This is a genomic window from Embleya sp. NPDC025285 (assembly GCF_055558835.1).
The window spans coordinates 1-1,785 of sequence record NZ_JBVHLU010000279.1; the positions used below are offsets into that span (position 1 = coordinate 1).

At 67.5% G+C, this 1,785-nt stretch carries 1 protein-coding gene; it reads right to left on the reverse strand.

The window, feature by feature from the left end:
• Nucleotides 1–13: 13 nt before the first annotated feature.
• Nucleotides 14–1,618 (reverse strand): IS4 family transposase, encoded by a 1,605-nt coding sequence (locus tag ACZ4FV_RS52195; RefSeq protein ID WP_465328509.1) that lies wholly within the window; start codon nucleotides 1,616–1,618, stop codon nucleotides 14–16.
• Nucleotides 1,619–1,785: the final 167 nt, after the last annotated feature.

The following is a 1,785-nucleotide window of genomic DNA, read 5'->3' on the forward strand; positions in this document are numbered from 1 at the left end:
GCCTCAATGCCGCTCAGTTACGCGCGTATCCGTGTGCTGTCGCCGGTGAGCGGGTGATCCGGATCCGGTAGTCGGTTCGGGTGGACGGGGTTGGTTGATCGCGGCGCTTGGGGGCGTATTTGCTCTTCGGAGGTCTGCGTTGGCGGGGGGACTGGCGGGAGCGACGTTGCGGAAGCCGGTGACGGAGGAGTTCGTCGAGGAAGTCGGCGCGGGTCAGGCGTTGTTGACGTGGGGTCAGGAGTGCGTTCGGTCGAGCGGTGCGTGCCCGGACGACGCGGATGGTGAAGGTGAACGAGATCCGATCGGGATCGACGTGCCCGTGGGTGGCCGCGGCGACCTGCATCCGGCACAGGACCTGGTAGAGCACCAGGAACGCGTAGATCTCCTGTTCCACGCCGTCGGGACTGTGCGAACGCAGCACCGTGTCGGCTCCGCGCATGCGGGTCTTGAACTTGGAGTAGACGGTCTCCGATTCCCAGCGTTGGGCATACAGGCCCGCGAGGTCGACGGCCGGTGCCCGGCGGTGGTCGAGCAGCGTGGTCACCAATCGGAACGGCTCGACGCGTACGGATCCGTCCGCCCCGGTGACGGTCACGCTGTACTCGAGCACGCGGATGACGTGCCCGTGTGGGGGCACGTCGATCGGCCTGCCGTGAAATCGGGCCATCCCGTGCCGCCGACTCTCCGCCGGGGTCGGCATCACCGAGAGGAACGACCCGTCGGGCAGCGGTTCCACCACGAAGAACACCACGTTCTTCTTCACCCGCCACAACAGATCCACGCCGGTGTCCGCGCACCGGCCCCACAACGCGTGTCCGGCGAAGTTCCGGTCGGCCAGAAGCAGCATTCCCGGGCCGAGCGAGTCGACCAACCGTGCCGCGAGGACCGTTTCGGATACCGACGCGGCCGCGTCGAAGACCCCGTCGATCACCGCGTGGGTGCCGCACTCGACGAGCATCATCAGCCGCACCAGTGGATTGGATCCCAGGCTGGCGCCGTGTCGACGGCCGGATCGGGCGACGGTTGCGACGGCCCGGGCGCGCGCGTCGGGGCCCGGGTTGTCCTTGTGATGGCCGTGGTGGCCAAAACGGGTGGCGTTCGCGTCGCTGTCGGGGACTTCCAATGTCGTACCGTCCCACGCCACCACACGCAGGCCGAACGCCTCGGCCCAGGGAGACCGTTCCGGCGCTATCGGACCGCGCACCCGGTCGAACAACGCCTTGAGGGGAGCGGCCCCCAGCCGTCGGCGGGCCTGCGTCAGCGCCGAACTGGTCGCCGCGAGGTAACCGCCTCTGCGGCACAGATCGTGCAGGCCGGTCAGCAGGCTGCCCATGATCGAGCGGTAGCCCGGCGGGCGAAGACTGTCGGCTCCGCTGAACAGGCACATTCCCAGGACGAAATAGACCACGGCGCGGGCCGGCAACTTGCGGTGACGCTTCTCCCGCTTCCCGGTCTCCTGGAGCACCTCATCGATCAACGAGGGAGGCAACTCGCCGGTCAGCACCCCCAGATCGATGTGGTCGCCGACACGGATCCCCGCACCGACCTTCCGTGATGAAGGCCTGCGGGCCGGGTCGACCGCTCCGGCCTCAGCGGGTACGCCACACTCGATGAGCAACGAAATTCCTTACGAACGAGCCGCCTTGGTCGTCCGCCCGTCTATCACCGAAGACATCGCTGTGTTCGCCGAATCCTCATACCGTCCCCCGGGAACCCGTCGTCCTACAACGACACCATCACCGGCGACGGCACACGCATATGTGCGTAACTGAGCGGCATTGAGGC